This window comes from Thermus composti (assembly GCF_014647535.1).
GTDB lineage: Bacteria > Deinococcota > Deinococci > Deinococcales > Thermaceae > Thermus > Thermus composti.
Window position 1 is genome coordinate 45,814 of the sequence record NZ_BMPJ01000009.1, and the last position, 17,792, is coordinate 63,605.

The 17,792-nt window shown below is 67.6% G+C and carries 19 protein-coding genes; 13 read left to right on the top strand and 6 right to left on the bottom strand.

Annotated features, from left to right (window positions below):
• Window position 1: 1 nt before the first annotated feature.
• From nuoL to IEX93_RS04935, 4 genes are all read left to right on the top strand, one after another.
• Window positions 2–1,822: an NADH-quinone oxidoreductase subunit L gene (gene nuoL / locus IEX93_RS04920; RefSeq protein WP_188847110.1), complete on the top strand. Its 1,821-nt coding sequence runs from the start codon at window positions 2–4 to the stop codon at window positions 1,820–1,822.
• Entirely contained in the window at window positions 1,816–3,225 is a 1,410-nt protein-coding gene (locus tag IEX93_RS04925; protein WP_188847112.1) for a complex I subunit 4 family protein, read from the top strand. The genes nuoL and IEX93_RS04925 overlap by 7 nt, the downstream gene beginning before the upstream one ends.
• Entirely contained in the window at window positions 3,222–4,505 is a 1,284-nt protein-coding gene (locus IEX93_RS04930) for an NADH-quinone oxidoreductase subunit N (protein WP_188847114.1), read from the top strand. The genes IEX93_RS04925 and IEX93_RS04930 overlap by 4 nt, the downstream gene beginning before the upstream one ends.
• Window positions 4,506–4,650: 145 nt before the next feature.
• On the top strand, window positions 4,651–5,025 hold the full coding sequence (locus IEX93_RS04935) for a hypothetical protein (RefSeq protein ID WP_188847116.1): 375 nt from the start codon (window positions 4,651–4,653) through the stop codon (window positions 5,023–5,025).
• Here the strand turns inward: IEX93_RS04935 and rocF are convergent.
• Window positions 5,022–5,897 carry an arginase gene (rocF, locus tag IEX93_RS04940; RefSeq protein WP_188847117.1) on the bottom strand — a complete coding sequence of 292 codons (876 nt, stop codon included), beginning with the start codon at window positions 5,895–5,897 and terminating at the stop codon, window positions 5,022–5,024. The genes IEX93_RS04935 and rocF overlap by 4 nt on opposite strands.
• Window positions 5,898–5,975: 78 nt before the next feature.
• Here rocF and IEX93_RS04945 point away from each other — a divergent pair, with 78 nt between their 5' ends.
• From IEX93_RS04945 to lysN, 9 genes are all read left to right on the top strand, one after another.
• Window positions 5,976–6,512: a YceD family protein gene (locus IEX93_RS04945; protein WP_188847119.1), complete on the top strand. Its 537-nt coding sequence runs from the start codon at window positions 5,976–5,978 to the stop codon at window positions 6,510–6,512.
• Between the two features lie 55 nt (window positions 6,513–6,567).
• A complete protein-coding gene (rpmF, locus tag IEX93_RS04950) occupies window positions 6,568–6,750 on the top strand; it encodes a 50S ribosomal protein L32 (RefSeq protein WP_188847121.1) in 183 nt (60 codons plus the stop codon).
• A gap of 91 nt (window positions 6,751–6,841) precedes the next feature.
• Window positions 6,842–7,810 (top strand): beta-ketoacyl-ACP synthase III, encoded by a 969-nt coding sequence (locus tag IEX93_RS04955; RefSeq protein WP_188847123.1) that lies wholly within the window; start codon window positions 6,842–6,844, stop codon window positions 7,808–7,810.
• Window positions 7,810–8,724: an ACP S-malonyltransferase gene (fabD, locus tag IEX93_RS04960; RefSeq protein ID WP_188847124.1), complete on the top strand. Its 915-nt coding sequence runs from the start codon at window positions 7,810–7,812 to the stop codon at window positions 8,722–8,724. Before IEX93_RS04955 ends, fabD begins: the two co-directional genes overlap by 1 nt.
• A complete protein-coding gene (gene fabG / locus IEX93_RS04965) occupies window positions 8,717–9,454 on the top strand; it encodes a 3-oxoacyl-[acyl-carrier-protein] reductase (RefSeq protein WP_188847126.1) in 738 nt (245 codons plus the stop codon). The genes fabD and fabG overlap by 8 nt, the downstream gene beginning before the upstream one ends.
• 30 nt (window positions 9,455–9,484) lie before the next feature.
• Window positions 9,485–9,730, top strand: a complete 246-nt coding sequence (gene acpP, locus IEX93_RS04970) for an acyl carrier protein (protein ID WP_188847128.1) — start codon at window positions 9,485–9,487, stop codon at window positions 9,728–9,730.
• 61 nt (window positions 9,731–9,791) lie between these two features.
• Window positions 9,792–11,018 (top strand): beta-ketoacyl-ACP synthase II, encoded by a 1,227-nt coding sequence (fabF, locus tag IEX93_RS04975; protein WP_188847130.1) that lies wholly within the window; start codon window positions 9,792–9,794, stop codon window positions 11,016–11,018.
• Window position 11,019: 1 nt separating this feature from the next.
• Complete coding sequence (locus IEX93_RS04980; RefSeq protein ID WP_188847132.1) at window positions 11,020–12,150, top strand: deoxyguanosinetriphosphate triphosphohydrolase; 1,131 nt, start codon at window positions 11,020–11,022, stop codon at window positions 12,148–12,150.
• A gap of 9 nt (window positions 12,151–12,159) precedes the next feature.
• Entirely contained in the window at window positions 12,160–13,353 is a 1,194-nt protein-coding gene (gene lysN / locus IEX93_RS04985) for a 2-aminoadipate transaminase (protein WP_188847137.1), read from the top strand.
• Here the strand turns inward: lysN and IEX93_RS04990 are convergent.
• From IEX93_RS04990 to IEX93_RS05010, 5 genes are all read right to left on the bottom strand, one after another.
• A complete protein-coding gene (locus IEX93_RS04990; RefSeq protein ID WP_188847138.1) occupies window positions 13,327–13,812 on the bottom strand; it encodes a hypothetical protein in 486 nt (161 codons plus the stop codon). The two genes, lysN and IEX93_RS04990, sit on opposite strands and share 27 nt — an antisense overlap.
• Window positions 13,813–13,875: 63 nt before the next feature.
• A complete protein-coding gene (locus tag IEX93_RS04995; protein WP_188847140.1) occupies window positions 13,876–14,751 on the bottom strand; it encodes a DNA-methyltransferase in 876 nt (291 codons plus the stop codon).
• A complete protein-coding gene (locus tag IEX93_RS05000; protein WP_188847142.1) occupies window positions 14,748–15,680 on the bottom strand; it encodes an RluA family pseudouridine synthase in 933 nt (310 codons plus the stop codon). The genes IEX93_RS04995 and IEX93_RS05000 overlap by 4 nt, the downstream gene beginning before the upstream one ends.
• 20 nt (window positions 15,681–15,700) lie before the next feature.
• Window positions 15,701–16,534 carry an ABC transporter ATP-binding protein gene (locus tag IEX93_RS05005; protein WP_188847143.1) on the bottom strand — a complete coding sequence of 278 codons (834 nt, stop codon included), beginning with the start codon at window positions 16,532–16,534 and terminating at the stop codon, window positions 15,701–15,703.
• Between the two features lie 45 nt (window positions 16,535–16,579).
• Complete coding sequence (locus tag IEX93_RS05010) at window positions 16,580–17,776, bottom strand: ABC transporter substrate-binding protein (protein ID WP_188847145.1); 1,197 nt, start codon at window positions 17,774–17,776, stop codon at window positions 16,580–16,582.
• Between the last annotated feature and the right edge of the window lie 16 nt (window positions 17,777–17,792).

A 17,792-nucleotide genomic window follows, 5' to 3' on the forward strand; every position in this document is an offset into this window, starting at 1 on the left:
TATGGCGCTCCTTTTGACGATTCTCCTGCCCCTCTTTGGCTTCGCCCTCCTCGGTCTCTTCGGCAAGCGGATGCAAGAACCCCTCCCCGGGGTCATCGCCTCGGGGCTCGTCCTCGCCTCCTTCCTCCTGGGGGTGGGGCTTCTCCTCTCGGGCGGGGCCCGCTTTGAAACGGAGTGGCTTCCTGGCATCCCCTTTAGCCTCCTTCTGGATAACCTCTCTGGCCTCATGCTCATGATCGTCACCGGGGTGGGCTTCCTCATCCACGTCTACGCCATCGGCTACATGGCGAAGGACCCCGGCTACAGCCGCTTCTTCGCCTACTTCAACCTCTTCATCGCCATGATGCTCACCCTGGTCCTCGCCGACAGCTACCCGGTGATGTTCATCGGCTGGGAGGGAGTGGGCCTGGCCAGCTTCCTCCTCATCGGCTTCTGGTACCAAAACGCCCAGTACGCCGACAGCGCCCGCAAGGCCTTCATCGTGAACCGCATCGGCGATTTGGGCTTCCTCCTGGGGATGGCCATCCTCTGGGCCCTTTACGGGACGCTTTCCATCTCCGAGCTCAAGGAGGCCCTGGAAGGCCCCCTGAAAAACCCCTCCCTTCTGGCCCTGGCGGGGCTTCTCCTCTTCCTGGGGGCCGTGGGCAAAAGCGCCCAGATCCCCCTCATGGTCTGGCTCCCCGACGCCATGGCGGGCCCCACCCCGGTCTCGGCCCTGATCCACGCCGCCACCATGGTGACGGCCGGAGTCTACCTCATCGCCCGGAGCTCCTTCCTCTATAGCGCCCTGCCCGAGGTCTCCTACACCATCGCCGTCATCGGCCTCCTCACCGCCGCCTACGGGGCCCTTTCCGCCTTCGGCCAGACGGATATCAAGAAAATCGTCGCCTACTCCACCATCAGCCAGCTGGGGTACATGTTCCTGGCGGCGGGGGTGGGGGCCTACTGGGTGGCCCTCTTCCACGTCCTCACCCACGCCTTCTTCAAGGCCCTCCTCTTCCTGGCCTCGGGGAGCGTGATCCACGCCCTGGGGGGCGAGCAGGACGTGCGCAAGATGGGGGGGCTATGGCGGCACCTGCCCTACACCCGCTGGCACGGCCTCATCGGGGCCTTAGCCCTGGGCGGGCTTCCCCTGCTTTCCGGCTTCTGGTCCAAGGACGCCATCCTCACCGCCACCCTCACCTACCCCTTCGGGGGGGTGGGCTTCTACGTGGGGGCGCTTTTGGTGGCGGTCCTCACCGCCATGTACGCCATGCGCTGGTTCGTCCTGGTCTTCCTGGGGGAGGAAAGGGGGCACCACCACCCCCACGAGGCCCCGCCCGTGATGCTCTGGCCCAACCACCTCCTGGCCTTGGGCTCGGTCCTCGCGGGATACCTGGCCCTGCCCCATCCCTTGCCCAACCTCCTGGAACCCTTCCTCAAGCCCGCTTTGGCCGAGGTGGAGGCCCACCACCTCTCCTTGGGGGCCGAGTGGGGACTTATCGGGCTTTCCGCCCTGGTGGCCCTCCTGGGGCTTTGGGCGGGGTACACCTTCTTCCAACGGAAGGCCTTCCCCGGCTGGTACCTGGCCTTTGAGGCGGCGAGCCGGGAAAGCTTCTATGTGGACCGGATCTACAACGCCCTGATCGTCAACCCCCTAAAGGCCCTGGCCGAAGCCCTGCTGCAAGGGGACTTCGGGCTTCTTAGGGGGTACTTTGGGCTTGGCGGGAGCGTGCGGGGCCTGGGGCAGGGCCTCGCCCGCTTGCAGACCGGCTACCTTAGGGTCTACGCCCTCCTCTTCGTGCTGGGCGTGCTGGTCCTCCTGGGGGTGATGCGGTGGTAGTCCTGGCCATCCTCCTACCCGTTCTCTTTGGCGCCCTTTTGCTTTTGGGCGCCCCAAGAAGCCTGGGGGTCTTTGGGGCCTTGGCCTCCTTCCTCCTGAACCTGGGGCTTTTCCTGGCCCAAAGGGGCGGGGAGGCCTTCGCCTTCCAGGCCCCCCTGTTGCCCCAGGCGGGGGTCTACTGGGCCTTCGCCCTAGACGGGCTTTCCGCCCTCTTCTTCCTCACGGTGGGCCTCACCGTGCTCTTGGGGGCCCTGGTGGCCCGGGTGGAGGGGCGCTTCCTGGGCCTCGCCCTCCTCATGGAGGGGCTTCTTTTGGGGCTTTTCGCCGCCCAGGACCTCCTCGTCTTTTACCTCTTCTTTGAAGCGGCCCTCATCCCCGCCCTCCTCATGCTCCTCTTCTACGGGGGGGAGGGGCGGGTGCGGGCCCTTTACACCCTTCTCCTCTTCACCCTGGCGGGCTCCTTGCCCATGCTGGCGGCCATCCTGGCGGTGAAGGCCTTAGGGGGTAGCCCCACCTTCCTCCTCCAGGACCTCCTCCAGCACCCCGTGCGGGGGGAGGCCGCCCTCTGGGTCTTCCTGGGCTTCGCCCTGGCCTTCGCCATCAAAACGCCCCTCTTCCCCCTCCACGCCTGGCTTCCCCCCTTCCACCAGGAGAACCACCCTTCGGGCCTCGCCGACGCCCTCGGCACCCTCTACAAGGTGGGGGTCTTCGCCTTCTTCCGCTACGCCATCCCCTTAGCCCCCGAGGGCTTCGCCCAGGTTCAGGGCATTCTCCTCTTCCTCGCCACCCTTTCCGCCCTCTACGGGGCCTGGGTGGCCTTCGCCGCCAAGGACTTCAAGACCCTTCTCGCCTACGCCGGGGTTTCCCACATGGGGGTGGCGGCCTTGGGGGTCTTCTCGGGGATGACGGAGGGGGCCATGGGGGGGCTTTACCTCCTGGCGGCGAGCGGGGTCTACACCGGGGGGCTTTTCCTCCTCGCGGGGAGGCTTTACGAGCGGACGGGCACCCTGGAGATCGGGCGCTACCGGGGCCTGGCGCAGAGCGCCCCGGGCCTCGCCGCCCTGGCCCTCATCCTCTTCCTCGCCATGGTGGGCCTTCCCGGGCTTTCCGGCTTCCCCGGGGAGCTCCTCACCCTCCTTGGGGCCTACAAGGCAAGCCCCTGGCTTGCCGCCTTGGCCTTCCTCTCCGTCATCGCCTCCGCGGCCTACGCCCTCACCGCCTTCCAGAAGACCTTCTGGGAGGAGGGGGGGTCTGGGGTGAAGGACCTCGCGGGGGCGGAGTGGGGCTTCGCCCTGCTTAGCGTCCTCGCCCTCCTCCTCATGGGGGTCTTTCCCGGCTACTTCGCCCGGGGGCTCCATCCCCTGGCGGAGGCCTTCGTCAAGCTTCTTGGAGGTGGCGCATGACCTTGGCGATCCTCGCGGTCTTCTCCGTGGCCTTGACCCTGCTCGGCTTCGTCCTCCCGCCCCAGGGCGTGAAACGGGCCACGCTCCTGGGCCTGGCCTTGGCCCTCCTAAGCCTCCTCCTCACCTGGGGGAAGCCCTTCGCCTTCGGGCCCTACACGGTGGACGGCGTCTCCCAGGTCTTCACCCTTCTCGCCCTCCTGGGAGCCTTGTGGACCGTGGGCCTCGTGCGCTCGAGGCGGTTTGAGTTCTACCTCCTCGTCCTCTACGCCGCCTTGGGCATGCACCTCCTCGCCTCCACCCGGCACCTTCTCCTGATGCTCGTGGCCCTCGAGGCCCTCTCCCTCCCCCTCTACGCCCTCGCCACCTGGCGCCGGGGGCAGGGCCTCGAGGCGGCCCTCAAGTACTTCCTCCTGGGGGCCTTGGCCGCTGCCTTCTTCCTCTACGGCACCGCCCTCTTCTACGGGGCCACGGGAAGCTTCCTGGTGGGAACCCCCGGCCAAGGCCCCCTCTACGCCCTGGCCTTGGGCCTCCTCCTGGTGGGCCTCGGCTTCAAGGTGGCCCTGGCCCCCTTCCACTTCTGGACCCCCGACGTCTACCAGGGTAGCCCCACCCCGGTGGTCCTCTTCATGGCCACCTCGGTGAAGGCCGCCGCCTTCGCCGCCCTCCTCCGGGTGGCCTCCCCCGGGGTGCCCGACGCCCTCTCCCTCCTCATCGTCCTCTCCGTCCTCCTGGGGAACCTGGCCGCTTTGGGCCAGAAGGAGGCCAAGCGGCTTCTCGCCTACTCTTCCATCGCCCACGCCGGGTACATGGCCCTCGCCCTCTACACCGGAAACGCCCAGGCCCTGGGCTTCTACCTCCTCACCTACGTGCTGGCCACGGGGCTCGCCTTCGCCGTTTTGTCCGAGGTCTCGCCGGACCGGGTGCCCCTGGAAAGCCTAAGGGGCCTCTTCCGCAAGGACCCCCTTTTGGGCCTCGCCCTCTTCCTGGCCTCCCTCTCCCTTCTCGGCCTTCCCCCCTTGGCGGGCTTTTGGGGGAAGTACCTGGTCTTCCTCGAGGCGGCCAAGGCAGGGCAGTGGGGGCTTCTAGTCCTCGCCCTCCTCACCAGCGCCGTGAGCGCCTACTACTACCTGGGCCTAGGCCTTGCGGTCTTCCAGAAGGGCGAGGCAGAGGCCCTTCCCCGGCCTTGGGCCAGGAACGTGGCCCTTCTCGTGGCCCTTCTCCTCCTCCTCCTCGGCCTCTTCCCGGGAAGCCTCCTCCCCGCCCTGGCGGCCGGAAGCTAAGGGACCCTAAGCCTTCGGGGAGGGCGCTTTAGCGCCCTCCCAAGGCCTTTTACTAAGCCCCACTGACGACTCCTGGTTTTGGCCTATGACCCTTTTTAGGCCCCCTTGCCTCCCCAAAGGCCCTTCCCCTAAAGTGGAGCCAAGCGTGGAGGACCCCTGGGCCCACCCGGAGCCTTGGCAGAAAGACCCCCTGGGCTACGTCCGCCGAAAAGCGGAAGCCCTCCCTCTAGGGGTGCGGGGGGCCTGGCTTTTGGGGGTGGCGAGCGGCTTCCTCTGGCCCGAGGCCCCACCCCCAATGGACCTTTCCGCCTTCTTCCGCCGCCTCGAGGGGGCCTGGCGGGAATCGGAAGCTTACTTCCTGGAAACGGGGCTAGACTTCCCCCTCCTGGTGAGCGAGTGGGCCCGGAAGGCCCTAGAACCCCTCCTCTACCGCAAGCGAAAGCCCCCCTACCCCAGGCTCCGCCAGGCCTTCGCCGAGGGCAGCCGCCTGGGCCAGGCCTTGAGGGCGCGGCAACCCTAGAGGATCCGCTTTCCGAGAAGGCTTAGCGCCAGGCCCACCATCATCTCGGCGGTGCGGTTTTTCTCGTCCAGGATAGGGTTCACCTCCACCAGGTCCAGGCTTTGAACCCTTCCCGACTGGGCCAGGATCTCCATGAGAAGGTGGGCCTCCCGGTAGGTGAGCCCCCCGGGCACCGGGGTCCCCACCCCGGGGGCCAGGGTGGGGTCCAGGACGTCGGCGTCTAGGGAAACGTGAAGGGGAAGCCCCTCGAGGCGCTCCAAGGCCTCCTCGGCGATGCGGGCGATGCCTAAGCGGTCCACCTCGTGCATGGTGTAGACCAGGACCCCCATCTCCTTTAAAAGCCGCTTCTCCCCGGGGTCCAGGCTCCGCACCCCCACCAGGACCACGTCCTTGGGGTCCACCGCCTGGAAGGCCTGGGTGAGCCGCTCGTCCCCTAGGCCTGCCAGCACCGCCAGGGGCATGCCGTGGATGTTGCCGGAGGGGCTCGTCTCCGGGGTGTTGAAGTCGGCGTGGGCGTCCACCCAGATGACCCCGATCCGCCCCCGGGCCACGCCCGAGACCGAGCCCATGGAAAGGGAATGGTCCCCCCCCAGCACGATGGGGAAGACCCCCTCGGGCAAGGCCCTAAGCCTTTCCTGAAGCTCCAAGGCCACCTGGCGGATCTCCTCCAGGTAGGACCCTTTCCGCTTTCTCAAGGTCTCGGCCAGGGGCACCCTCAGGTCGCCCAGGTCCTCCACCGAAAACCCCAAGGCTTCCAGCTCCTCCAAAAGCCGGGCGTAGCGGAGGGCGGAAGGCCCCATGTCCACGCCGCGCCTTCCCGCCCCCAGGTCCATGGGCACGCCGATCACCGCCACCCGTTCCATGGGGGGCATGGTAACAGAAAGCCCTATGCGTTGCCCGGGAAGTTTATGCCCTAGGAAAAGGGCCCCTTCCGCGCTATACTTGAAAAGATGGAGTGCTCCGAGGTGACCAACATTAACCTGTCCCGCCTTCTCAAGGAAGGGGGCACGGCCCGCGCCGCCGGCGTGGTGCGGGAGGCCTTCTCCGTGGGGGCGGAGCGCTTTCCCCTGGTGGGGGAGGCCACCTGGAAGGTGGTCGTCACCGCCGTGGGGGGGGAGGAGTACTGGCTTTCGGGGGAGGTGGAGGGGGTGGCCCTCATGGAGTGCCGCCGCTGCCTCAAGCCCACCCCCACCCCGGTGCGCGCCCACTTCCAGCACCTCCTGCGCTACGAGCCCGGCCTCGAGGCCGTCACCTTCCACGAGGAAGCGGAGGACGAGTACTACGCCTTCGGCCTGCCCGACCTAGACCTCCTCCCCTTCCTCACCGAGGCCTTCGTGACGGAGATGCCCTACACCGTCTTGTGCGAAGAGGGGTGCAAGGGGCTTTGCCCGGTGTGCGGGGCAGACCGCAACCTGGTGGACTGCGGACACGAGGTGGCGGTGCGCCACCCCTTCGCCTCCCTCAAGGACCTCCTTCCCGAGCTCTAGCCCGTCTGCTATACTGGCAAGGGTTTTGGGGGCGAAGCCCCCGAGGGAGGAAGAAATGGCGAAGCACCCTGTACCCAAGAAGAAAACCTCCAAGGCCCGGCGCGACGCCCGCCGGAGCCACCACGCCCTGACCCCCCCGACCCTGGTCCCCTGCCCCGAGTGCAAGGCGATGAGGCCGCCCCACACCGTCTGCCCCGAGTGCGGCTACTACAACGGGCGCAAGGTCCTGGAGGTGTAGCCCCTTGCCTTCCCCCTAGCCCCAGGTCCCTGGGGCCTAAACTTTTTTATCCCGAAAAGGATATAGTAGTCCCCATGACGGGAGGTCGGGCATGAGCGGCATCCTGGCCCTGGGGGCCTACGTGCCCCAAAGGGTCATGACCAACAAGGACTTTGAGGCCTACCTGGACACCTCCGACGAGTGGATCGTGACCCGCACCGGGATCCGAGAACGGCGCATCGCCGCCGAGGACGAGTACACCTCGGACCTGGCCTTCAAGGCGGTGGAGGACCTCCTCGCCCGCCACCCTGGGGCCCTCGAGGGCGTGGACGGGGTGATCGTGGCCACCAACACCCCCGACGCCCTCTTCCCCGACACCGCCGCCTTGGTGCAGGCCCGCTTCGGCCTAAACGCCTTCGCCTACGATCTCCTGGCGGGCTGCCCGGGCTGGATCTACGCCCTGGCCCAGGCCCACGCCCTGGTGGAGGCGGGCCTGGCACAGAAGGTCCTGGTGGTGGGGGCCGAGGCCCTCTCCAAGATCCTGGACTGGAACGACCGGGCCACCGCCGTCCTCTTCGGGGACGGAGGCGGGGCGGCGGTGGTGGGGAAGGTGCGCCCGGGCTTCGGCTTCCGCTCCTTCGTCTTAGGGGCGGACGGCACGGGGGCCAAGGAGCTCTACCACGCCTGCGTGGCCCCCAGGCTTCCCGACGGCACCTCCATGAAAAACCGCCTCTACATGAACGGGCGGGAGGTCTTCAAGTTCGCCGTGCGGGTGATGAACACCGCCACCCTCGAGGCCATAGAGAAAGCGGGCCTCACCCCCGAGGACATCCGCCTCTTCATCCCCCACCAGGCCAACCTCAGGATCATTGACGCCGCCCGGGAGCGCCTTGGCCTTCCCTGGGAACGGGTGGCGGTGAACGTGGACCGGTACGGCAACACCTCCACCGCCTCCATCCCCTTGGCCCTCAAGGAGGCGGTGGACACGGGGCGGCTCCAGGAAGGGGACCACGTCCTTTTGGTCTCCTTCGGGGCGGGGCTCACCTGGGCCGCCGCCGTCCTCACCTGGGGGGGTGCCTGATGTACGCCGCCCTCTTCCCCGGGCAGGGCTCCCAGAAGGTGGGCATGGGGAAAGCCCTCTACGAGGCCTTCCCCGCCGCCAAGGAGGTGCTAGACCGGGCCGAGGCCACGCTTCCTGGGCTTCTCACGCTCATGTGGGAAGGCCCCGAGGAGGCCCTCACCCTCACGGAGAACCAGCAGCCCGCCCTCCTCGCCGTGGGCTACGCCGCCTACCGGGCCTTTCTGGAGGCGGGGGGGAAGCCCCCCGCCCTGGCCGCGGGCCACTCCTTGGGGGAGTGGACGGCCCACGTGGCGGCGGGCACCCTTGAGCTGGAAGACGCCCTAAGGCTCGTGCGCCTTAGGGGCAGGTACATGCAGGAGGCGGTTCCCCCGGGGCGAGGGGCCATGGCCGCCATCCTCAAGCTTTCCCGGGAGGAGATCGCGGCTGCCCTGAAGGGCCTCGAGGGCGTGGAGATCGCCAACCTCAACGCCCCCGAGCAGACGGTGATCTCGGGGTGGAAGGAGGCGGTGGAGGAGGCGGCGGAAAGGCTTAAGGCCAAGCGGGCCCGCGTGGTGTTCTTGCCGGTCTCCGCCCCCTTCCACTCCTCCCTCATGGCCCCCGCCCGGGAAAGGCTCGCCCAGGACCTGGCCCAGGTCCCCCTCAAGCGGCCCCGCTTCCCCGTCTACAGCAACGTGACCGCCAGGCCCGAGGAGGACCCGGAGAGGATCCGGGCCCTTCTCCTTGAGCAGATCACCGCCCCGGTGCGCTGGGTGGAGATCCTTGGGGACATGGAGGCGAGGGGGCTAAAGCGCTTTTTGGAGTTCGGGGGGGAGGTCCTAAAGGGCCTCGTGGCCCGCACCCTGAAGGAGGCCGAGGCCCTTTCGGTGCAGGACCCCCAAAGCCTAAAGCAAGCCCTGGAGGTGGAGGATGCGTAAGGCGCTCATCACAGGGGCAAGCCGGGGCATCGGCCGGGCCATCGCCCTCCGGCTTGCCAAGGAAGGCTTCGCCCTGGCCATCCACTACGGCCAGAACCGGGAAAAGGCCGAGGAGGTGGCGGAGGAGGCGAGGCGTCGGGGAAGCCCCCTGGTGGCGGTCCTCGGGGCCAACCTCCTCGAGGCGGAGGCGGCCACCGCCCTCGTCCACCAGGCGGCGGAGATCCTGGGGGGCCTGGACACCCTGGTGAACAACGCCGGCATCACCCGGGACACCCTCCTGGTGCGCATGAAGGACGAGGACTGGGAGGCGGTCCTGGAGGCCAACCTCTCCGCCGTCTTCCGCACCACCCGGGAGGCGGTGAAGCTCATGATGAAGGCCCGCTTCGGCCGCATCGTCAACATCACCAGCGTGGTGGGGATCCTGGGGAACCCGGGCCAGGCCAACTACGTGGCCTCCAAGGCGGGGCTCATCGGCTTCACCCGGGCGGTGGCCAAGGAGTACGCCCAAAGGGGGATCACGGTGAACGCCGTGGCCCCTGGGTTCATTGAGACGGAGATGACGGAAAAGCTCCCCGAGGAGGTGCGGGAGGCCTACCTCAAGCAGATCCCCATGGGACGCTTCGGCCGCCCCGAGGACGTGGCCGAAGCGGTGGCCTTTTTGGTCTCGGAGGCCGCGGGCTACATCACCGGCCAGACCCTCTGCGTGGACGGGGGGCTTACCCCTCACTAGACGTGCTAAAATCCCCCCGGGAGGTTTCCCATGACGGAGCAGGAAATCTTTGAAAAGGTGAAGGCGGTGATCGCGGACAAGCTCTCCGTGGAGCCGGAGAAGGTGACCCTCGAGGCCCGCTTCATTGAGGACCTGGGGGCGGACTCCCTGGACACCGTGGAGCTCATCATGGGCCTGGAGGACGAGTTCGGCCTGGAGATTTCCGACGAGGAGGCGGAGAAGATCCGCACCGTCAAGGACGCCGTGGAGTATATCAAGGCCAAGCTTTCCGCCTAAGGGGGCTTCCCCCTGGGCCCCCGCCCATCCGGGCGGGGGCTTTTGGCGGTATACTACCCCCATGCGACGCGTGGTGGTCACCGGTCTTGGGGCCCTAACCCCCATCGGCGTCGGGCAGGAGGCCTTCCACAAGGCCCAGCTCGCCGGGAAAAGCGGGGTAAGGACCATCACCCGCTTTGACGCCTCGGCCCTTCCCGTGCGCATCGCCGCCGAGGTGGACGTGGACCCCGAGGCCTATTTGGACAAGAAGGAGCTTAAGCGCCTGGACCGCTTCGTCCAGTACGCCCTCATCTCCGCCCACCTGGCCCTGGAGGACGCGGGGCTAAAGCCCGAGGCGCTGGACCCCGAGCGGGTGGGCACCCTGGTGGGCACGGGGATCGGGGGCATGGAGACCTGGGAGGCCCAGAGCAAGGTCTTCCTGGAAAGGGGACCGAACCGCCTGAGCCCCTTCTTCATCCCCATGATGATCGCCAACATGGCCTCGGCCCACATCGCCATGCGCTACGGCTTCATGGGGCCTTCCACCACCGCGGTCACCGCCTGCGCCACAGGCTCGGACGCCATCGGCCAGGCCTTCCGCATGATCCAGTGGGGCGAGGCGGACGTGGTTCTGGCGGGCGGCACCGAGGCCGCCATCACCCCCATGGCCATCGGGGCCTTCGCGGTGATGCGGGCCCTTTCCACCAGGAACGAAGCCCCCGAGAAGGCAAGCCGCCCCTTCACCCTAAGCCGGGACGGGTTTGTGATGGGGGAGGGGGCCGGGGTCTTGGTCCTGGAGGAGTACGAGCACGCCAAGCGCCGGGGAGCCCGGATCTACGCCGAGGTCATCGGCTTTGGCCGGAGCGCCGACGCCCACCACATCACCGAGCCGCACCCCGAGGGGAAGGGGGCCGCCTTGGCCATGGCGAGGGCCCTGAAGGACGCCGGGGTGGCCCCGGAGCAGGTGGGCTACATCAACGCCCACGGCACCTCCACCCCCATCGGGGACAAGGCGGAGGTTCTGGCCATCAAGAAGGTCTTCGGGGAGCACGCCAAGAAGCTCATGGTCTCCAGCACCAAGAGCATGATCGGCCACCTCCTGGGGGCGGCGGGGGCGGTGGAGGCCATCGCCACGGTGCAGGCCCTCTACCACGGGGTCATCCCCCCCACCATCAACCTCGAGGACCCCGACCCCGAGCTTGACCTGGACTTCGTCCCCGAGCCCCGGGAGGCCAGGGTGGACTACGCCCTTTCCAACTCCTTCGCCTTCGGCGGGCACAACGCCGTCCTCCTCTTCCGCAGGGTCTAGGATGCTCTTCCCCCGGGAACGCCTCCTGGAGCTCGAGGCCAGGCGCCTCGCCCCCTACGCCCAAAAGGCCCAGGACACCCGGGGGCGCAAGCACCCGGAGCCCGAGTCCCCCTACCGCACCCCCTACCAGAAGGACCGGGACCGGATCCTCCACACCACCGCCTTCCGCCGCCTGGAGTACAAGACCCAGGTCCTGCCCGGTTGGGCCGGGGACTACTACCGCACCCGCCTCACCCACACCCTGGAGGTGGCCCAGGTCTCCCGCTCCATCGCCCGCGCCCTGGGCCTCAACGAGGACCTCACCGAGGCCATCGCCCTCTCCCACGACCTGGGCCACCCCCCTTTCGGCCACACCGGGGAGAAGGCGCTCCACGAGCTCATGCGGGCCCACGGGGGGTTTGAGCACAACGCCCAGGCCCTAAGGATCCTCACCCACCTGGAGGTGCGCTACCCCGGCTTCCGGGGCCTCAACCTCACCTACGAGGTCCTGGAGGGGATCGCCACCCACGAGGCCGCCTACGCCCCGAGCTTCAAGCCCGACTACCCGGGCCAGGGGACCCTGGAGGCCCAGGTGGTGGACCTCTCCGACGCCATCGCCTACGCCGCCCACGACCTGGACGACGGGCTTAGGGCGGGGCTTCTGCGCCCCGAGGAACTCCATGAGGTTCCCCTTCTCAAGGCCTTGGCCCTGGAGGAGGGCCTGGACCTCCTCAGGCTTCCCGAGCTGGACCGGCGGGTTTTGGTGCGGCAGCTCCTCGGCTACTTCATCGCCGCCGCCATAGAGGCCACCCACGCCCGGGTGGAAGAGGCGGGCGTGCAAAGCGCCGAGGCGGTGCGGAACCACCCAAGCCGCCTCGCCGCCCTCACCCAGGAGGCGGAGAAGGCTTTACGGGAACTGAAAGGCTTTCTCCAGGAGCGCTTCTACCGCCATCCCGAGGTCTTGAGGGAAAGGCTCCGGGCGGAGGCGGTCCTTGTGGGGCTTTTCACCGCCTACACCCGGCACCCGGAGATCCTGCCCAAGGAGGTCCAAGGGCGCATAGAGGAAGAGGGCCTGGAGCGGGCGGTGTGCGACTACATCGCCGGGATGACGGACCGCTTCGCCCTCGAGGCCTACCGCCGCCTCTTCCCTTAAAATGGGAAGGTGAAAGCCTTTAACTGGCAAGAAGCTTTTGGCGAGCGGGCAAGCCGGATCCGGGCCTCCACCATAAGGGAGCTCCTCAAGCTCACCCAGCGCCCCGGCATCCTGAGCTTCGCCGGGGGGCTCCCCGCCCCCGAGCTTTTCCCCAAGGAGGAGGCGGCGGAGAAGGCGGCGGCGATCCTGAAGGCCAAGGGCGAGGTGGCCCTGCAGTACGGCCCCACGGAGGGCTACTTCCCCTTGCGGGCCTTTGTGGCGGAGTGGATCGGCGTGCGCCCCGAGGAAGTCCTCATCACCACGGGAAGCCAGCAGGCCCTAGACCTTTTGGGCAAGGTCTTCCTGGACGAGGGAAGCCCCGTGCTCCTCGAGGCCCCAAGCTACATGGGGGCCATCCAGGCCCTCAGGCCCTTTGGCCCCCGCTTCCTCACCGTGCCCGCCGGGGAGGAGGGCCCGGACCTGGACGCCCTAGAAGAGGTCCTCCAAAGGGAGCGCCCCCGCTTCCTCTACCTCATCCCCTCCTTCCAGAACCCCTCCGGGGGGCTCATGCCCCTAAGGGCCCGGGAAAGGCTTTTGGAGCTCGTGATGGAAAGGGGCCTGGTGGTGGTGGAGGACGACGCCTACCGGGAGCTTTACTTCGGGGAAAGGCGCCTCCCCAGCCTCTTTGAGCTTTCCCGGGAGGCGGGCTACCCCGGAGTCATCTACCTGGGAAGCTTCTCCAAGGTCCTCTCCCCCGGGCTTCGCGTGGCCTTCGCCGTGGCTCACCCGGAGGCCCTGCAGAAGCTCACCCAGGCCAAGCAGGGAAGCGACCTCCACACCCCCATGCTCAACCAGATGCTGGTCCACGAGCTGGCGAAGGAGGGCTTTCCCGAGCGCCTAGAGAGGATCCGGAGGGTCTACCGGGAAAAGGCGGAGGCCATGCTCCAGGCCCTGGACCGGGAGATGCCCCAAGGGGTGCGCTACACCAGGCCCCAAGGGGGGATGTTCGTCTGGATGACCCTGCCCGAGGGCCTTTCCGCCGAAGCCCTTTTCCAAAGGGCCATAGAGGAAAACGTGGCCTTTGTGCCGGGAAGCCCCTTCTTCGCCAATGGGGGCGGGGAGAACACCCTGAGGCTTTCCTACGCCACCCTAAACCCCGAGGGCATCGCCGAGGGGATGCGCCGTTTGGGTAGGGCGCTAAAGGGGCTTTTGGCCTTGGTCTAGGAAGAGGAGGGGTTCTCTCCCACGCAACTCCTCCAGCAAAAGGTCCAAGAAGGCCTCCCCTTCCGCAGCCGTCTCCAGGGGCCGGAGCAGGAGGGGGGTTTTGTGGGTGTCTATCTCCAGGACCCAGCACCCCTCCACCAGGCCCTGGGCCCAGAGGGGAGGACGCCTTCGGGCCAGAGCGGCGAGCTCTTCCTTGAAGCGGGCGTAGAGGGGAGCGAGCTCTTCCCCCGAAGGAGCCCGGTAAGCCCCTCCCTTCTTGGTAGGCGCCCCATGGTCCAGGACCACCACGTACCCCACCACCACCTCGGGGAAAAGGAGCTGGACGGAGGAAACCTCCCCCACCAGGTCGTCCAGGCGGTTAGGCCAGGACCCGGAGGGATTTTTCAGAATGGACTTGAGGGAAAGGAGAAGCCGGGGCTTCCCCGCAGGGTACACCAGCCCCAGGTCCCACTTCTTCACCCGGGCTAAGGCCCGCTGTCCTGGGAGGAGGTGCGAAGCATGCCTTCCAGCACCTTCTCCAATCTAGCGGCGAGGGAGGGCAGTTCCATCCAGAACCTCCAGGGAAAGCCCGCCTAACTCCCGGGCGAAGCGCCTTTGGGCGAGCTCGGCGTATTTGGGCACCAGCTCCACGCCCAAGGCCCTCCTCCCCCACTTGGCGGCGGCGATCAGTGTGGTGCCGCTTCCGGCGAAGGGGTCTAAGACCACGTCCCCCACGAAGGAAAACATCCGCACCAGGCGCTCGGCGAGCTCCAAGGGGAAGGGGGCGGGGTGGTCCTTGGTGCTCTCCCCGGGGATGTCGTCCCAGATCTGGCGAAAGAAGCGGTGAAAGTCCTCCTTGGAAAGGCGGCTTCTCTCCCGCTGCTCCGGGGTGGGGCTGCGGTACCCCCCGGGCTTCCGCTGCATGAGGACGTACTCTATCTCCGTCTTGATGATGGCCCCGGGCTCGTAGGGCTTGCCCAGGAAGACGCCCCGTCCCTCCACCTCGAGGCTGGCGTTGGTGTGCTTGTGCCAGATGATGGGGTTGAGGTTGTCAAACCCGAGCTTGCGGCACCGCACCTGGATGTCGGCGTGGAGGGGGAAGACCAGGTGGCGGTCATAGCGGCGCCTGGCCACGGCCACATCCCCCACCACCACGATGAGCCTGCCCCTGGGCACCAAGACCCGGTAAACCTCCCGCCAGACCTTGTCCAGCTCGTCCAGGAAGGCTTCATAGTCCTCTACGTGGCCCAGTTGCCCGGGGGCGTCTTCATAGCGCTTCAAGGTCCAGTAGGGGGGCGAGGTGAGGACCAGGTGGACGGAGTCCGAAGGCAAGGAGGCCAGCACCTCCCGGGCATCCCCCACGTAAAGGCGGTGCAGGGGTTTGGGTAGGGCTTCGGAGGGCCCAGGAAGGGGCTTCATCGGGCCCCAGTATACCCTTCCCGCACCACCCCTTCCGGCCACACCCCCCCTAAGGCCTCCCAGGCTTGGGCCATGTCCTCGGGCACGGGGGCCACGAACTCCAGGACCTTCCGGGTGCGGGGGTGGGGGATGCGGAGCTCGTAGGCGTGGAGGGCCTGGCGGCGGATGTAGGGGCTTGGCCGCCCGTAGAGCTCGTCCCCCAGAATAGGGGCCCCGAGGTACTTGAGGTGGACCCGGATCTGGTGGGTGCGGCCCGTGTGGGGCCTGGCCTCCACCAGGGCGTAGGGTCCGGCGGTGGAGAGGAGGAGGAAGTCCGTCTCTGCGTAGCGGGGCGCGATCCCCCCCACCCGCATCTTGTGCCGCTCCACCGGGTGCCGGCCGATGGGGGCCACCAGGGTCCCCTCCCGGGGGTGGCCCTCGGTGAGGGCCAGGTAGCGCTTGTAGACCAGCCGATCCCGGAAGGCCTGGGCCAGGGCATCGAGGGCCCCCCGGTGCTTGGCCACCACCAAAACGCCGCTCGTGTCCTTGTCCAGGCGGTGGACGATCCCCGGGCGCACCCTTTCCGGGAAAAGGGCCTCCACCCCCTCCTCGGGGAAGTAGCGGGCGAGGAGAAGGTTCACCACGGTGCCCGTGTACACCCCGGGGGCGGGGTGGGTGAGAAGCCCCGGGGGCTTGTTGAGAACCACCATGTCCTCGTCCTCGTAGAGGACGGGGATGGGCAGGTCCTCGGGGAGCACCGCAGGGACCTCCTCCAAAGGCTCCACCCATACCTCCTCCCCCTTCAGGCGGTAGGAGGGTTTCTCCACCACCCGCTCCCCCACCCGGACCCGGCCTTTTTGGATCCATTCCTGGGCCCGGGAACGGCTCACCCCGCAAGCTTCGGCCACCGCCTGGTCCAGGCGAACGCCTTCCTTGCGGAAGCGCACCATATCCCCCATTTTAAGGGGGCTCACATGAACCGCTTCCTCCTCCGGTAGGCCTTCACCTCCTTGAAGCTCTTCCGCCCCCCGCCCTTGGCCACCCCCAGGTAGAACTCCTGGACGTCGGGGTTCTCCAAAAGGGCCGCCCGGTCCCCCTCCAGGACGATCCGCCCCGTCTCCATGATGTAGCCGTAGTGGGCGATGGAAAGGGCCACCCGGGCGTTTTGCTCCACCACCAGGACCGTGACCCCCTCCTCCTGGTTAACCCGGGCCACGATGTCAAAGATCTCCCGCACGAGAAGGGGAGCAAGGCCCAAGGAGGGCTCGTCCAAAAGGAGAAGCTTGGGCTTGGCGAGGAGGGCCCGCCCGATGGCGATCATCTGCTGCTCCCCGCCCGAGCAGTACCCGGCGAGGCGGTGCCTGAGCTCGGCCAGGCGGGGGAAGTAGTGGTAGATCCGCTCCAGGTCCTCCTTGGGGTTCCCGTCCCTCCGGGTCAGGGTGCCCACCCGGAGGTTCTCCTCCACGGTGAGGTGCTTGAAGACCCGGCGGCCTTCCAGAACCTGGACGATGCCCAAACGCACGATCTCCTCGGGAGGGCGGCCCTGGATGGGCGTCCCCTGGTAGAGGATCTCCCCCCGCACCACCTCCCCGTCCTCGGGGATGAGGAGGCCGGAGATGGCCCGTAGCGTCGTGGTCTTCCCCGCCCCGTTGGGGCCCAAAAGGGCGGTGATCTTCCCCTCGGGAACCTTCAGGGAAACCCCCCGGAGCACCTGGACGATGTCGTGGTAGACCACCTCAATGTTGTTGACCAAGAGCAGGATGGGGCCGAGGTCCTCAGGGCGGATAGGGTTCAGGGCGTCCATGGCTTAGGGAAAAAGGGCCCAGGAGGCCCTGGGCCCCTAAGGGGCTTACTTGCCGTAGTGCACCTTGCGGAAGAGGGCCGAGGTGAAGGGCTCGGTCACGGGGACGAAGCGGCCCCCCTTGGCCTCGAGGATCCTCAGGCCCTCGGCTCCCGTGTGCTCGTTCTTGGTGAAGTCAATCTCCACGCCCTGTTTGGTGGAGACGGCGAAGCCTGGCTTGAAGGCGTTGGGCCCATTCATGCCCACGAGGACCTGATACACGGTCTCGTTGGTGATCCGCTTGAAGCGCTCCTGGGCCCGCCGCATGGCCTCCACGGCGATGGCCGCCGAAAGCATCCCGTTGGTGTAGTTCACGCTCCCAATGAAGTTTTCGGGACGGCCGTACTTCCGCCCGATCTCCCTCTGCAGCCGGATCCCCGGGGCGTCCTCGTGGACCATGTAGAAGCTCGTGGCCCAAAGGAAGCCCTCCGCCGCGTCCCCGGCCAAGGCGATGAGGTCCGATCCCCCCGTGTAGTGGGCCCCCAGGTGCCGCATCTTGAGGCCTAAGCGCTTGGCGTCCTTGAGGATGTTGGCCACGGGGCCCGTCACGTTCTGATGAACCACGTACTCCACCCCGGCCGCCTCAAACCGCTTGAGAAGGGCGGTGTTGTCCAGGTTGCCGCTTCCCACCTCCTGCACGTCCACGATCTGAAGCCCCAGCTCCCGGGCCGCCTTCCTCGCATCCTCCACCGGGGCCCGGCCGAAGGGGGAGGGGTGGACCACCAGGGCCACCTTGGCCCCCTTCTTCTGGCGGGCGATGTACTCCAGAAGGGCCACCACCTGCTCGGAGTAGCTGGTGGTGGGGAGGAAGATGTAGCTGTTGTTGGGCGGGTCAATGAGCTCAATGTGCATGGAGGCGGGAATGGTGGGAATCTTGAGCTCCTGGATCAGGGGCTTGAGCTGGAGGTTCGCCCCCGTGGCGTAGGAAAGGAAGATGGGGATCCGGAAACGGTCCACCGCCTCCTCGAGGAAACGCTGGGTGTTGGCGTTGTTGTACTGGTCGTCCCGCACCACGCAGTTCAGGACCACCCCCGGGATGAGCTTCCGCTCGTTGGCGTACTTGCAGTAGTCCTCCACCGCCGCCCCATAGGGCGCCCCCGCGTCCGAGGTGGACCCGGTGATGGCTCCCGACCAGAAGAGGGTCACCTGCTGCTGGCCCAAAGCCAACCCTAAGACCGCCGCGATGCCTGCCAGTGTCCTCCGCATACGCTTCCCTCCCTTC

Coding starts and splice junctions, on each gene's coding strand:
- nuoL (WP_188847110.1), top strand. CDS start 2: ATGGCGCTCCTTTTGACGATTCTCCTGCCCCTCTTTGGCTTCGCCCTC.
- IEX93_RS04930 (WP_188847114.1), top strand. CDS start 3,222: ATGACCTTGGCGATCCTCGCGGTCTTCTCCGTGGCCTTGACCCTGCTC.
- rocF (WP_188847117.1), bottom strand. CDS start 5,897: ATGCCCCCCATGGAACGGGTGGCGGTGATCGGCGTGCCCATGGACCTG.
- IEX93_RS04945 (WP_188847119.1), top strand. CDS start 5,976: ATGGAGTGCTCCGAGGTGACCAACATTAACCTGTCCCGCCTTCTCAAG.
- rpmF (WP_188847121.1), top strand. CDS start 6,568: ATGGCGAAGCACCCTGTACCCAAGAAGAAAACCTCCAAGGCCCGGCGC.
- IEX93_RS04955 (WP_188847123.1), top strand. CDS start 6,842: ATGAGCGGCATCCTGGCCCTGGGGGCCTACGTGCCCCAAAGGGTCATG.
- fabD (WP_188847124.1), top strand. CDS start 7,810: ATGTACGCCGCCCTCTTCCCCGGGCAGGGCTCCCAGAAGGTGGGCATG.
- fabG (WP_188847126.1), top strand. CDS start 8,717: ATGCGTAAGGCGCTCATCACAGGGGCAAGCCGGGGCATCGGCCGGGCC.
- acpP (WP_188847128.1), top strand. CDS start 9,485: ATGACGGAGCAGGAAATCTTTGAAAAGGTGAAGGCGGTGATCGCGGAC.
- fabF (WP_188847130.1), top strand. CDS start 9,792: ATGCGACGCGTGGTGGTCACCGGTCTTGGGGCCCTAACCCCCATCGGC.
- IEX93_RS04980 (WP_188847132.1), top strand. CDS start 11,020: ATGCTCTTCCCCCGGGAACGCCTCCTGGAGCTCGAGGCCAGGCGCCTC.
- IEX93_RS04995 (WP_188847140.1), bottom strand. CDS start 14,751: ATGAAGCCCCTTCCTGGGCCCTCCGAAGCCCTACCCAAACCCCTGCAC.
- IEX93_RS05000 (WP_188847142.1), bottom strand. CDS start 15,680: ATGGTGCGCTTCCGCAAGGAAGGCGTTCGCCTGGACCAGGCGGTGGCC.
- IEX93_RS05005 (WP_188847143.1), bottom strand. CDS start 16,534: ATGGACGCCCTGAACCCTATCCGCCCTGAGGACCTCGGCCCCATCCTG.
- IEX93_RS05010 (WP_188847145.1), bottom strand. CDS start 17,776: ATGCGGAGGACACTGGCAGGCATCGCGGCGGTCTTAGGGTTGGCTTTG.